The sequence below is a fragment of the Parahaliea mediterranea genome (assembly GCF_017255185.1).
GTDB lineage: Bacteria > Pseudomonadota > Gammaproteobacteria > Pseudomonadales > Halieaceae > JAFKCZ01.
On the sequence record NZ_JAFKCZ010000041.1, the window covers coordinates 1 to 656 of the forward strand.

1 protein-coding gene is annotated in these 656 nt (G+C 47.9%); it reads left to right on the forward strand.

The features are described 5' to 3' along the window. Nucleotides 1-134: 134 nt before the first annotated feature. Nucleotides 135-569, forward strand: a complete 435-nt coding sequence (gene tnpA / locus JYP50_RS21635; RefSeq protein ID WP_206562657.1) for an IS200/IS605 family transposase — start codon at nucleotides 135-137, stop codon at nucleotides 567-569. The last annotated feature ends 87 nt before the right edge of the window (nucleotides 570-656 follow it).

The following is a 656-nucleotide window of genomic DNA, read 5'->3' on the forward strand; positions in this document are numbered from 1 at the left end:
ATTCATTTAAGCGTGGGAAACCACGTCCTACGGACGTGGTCATGAGTGGCAGGCTCTGCCTGTTACGAATAGAAAGGCTCATGCTATCTCTTGAGGTTGAGTTGTGCCCACAACTGACCTGAGGAGAAATAGCGATGAGCCGTTTCGAGAAATTAACGCATGTAATCTGGCATTGCCAATATCATTTGGTTTGGGTGCCTAAATATCGATATAGGGTGCTAAAAGGTGAGATAGCTCAAGAGGTTATCAACTGTATCCAGGTTTACAGCAGTCGGCTGGGATGCCGAATCGTAGAGTTAAACGTGCAACCGGACCATGTCCACTTACTCTTGAAAGTGCCACCGAAGGAGTCAATTTCAAGGGTAATGGGAGTCGTTAAGGGCAAGACGGCGCTGAGGTTATTTACTCGGTTTCCGTATTTGAGGGAAAAGCCATACTGGGGGAACCACTTCTGGGCGAAAGGTTACTGCGTGGATACGGTAGGGCTAGATGCGACGATGATACGCACGTATGTAAAATATCAAGAGAAGCAGGAACAGAAACAAGTCCGTATGGACTTACGTCGATAATCTGAAGATGGCACAACTTGGGCCAGCCTTCTAAGAAGGCTGGCTTCACAGCCCCCTTATAGGGGGCTAAAAGCAAGTCTGCGTTCT

What these genes read in the sequence shown, in the direction of transcription:
- tnpA (WP_206562657.1), top strand. Translation starts at nt 135, where the DNA reads ATGAGCCGTTTCGAGAAATTAACGCATGTAATCTGGCATTGCCAATAT.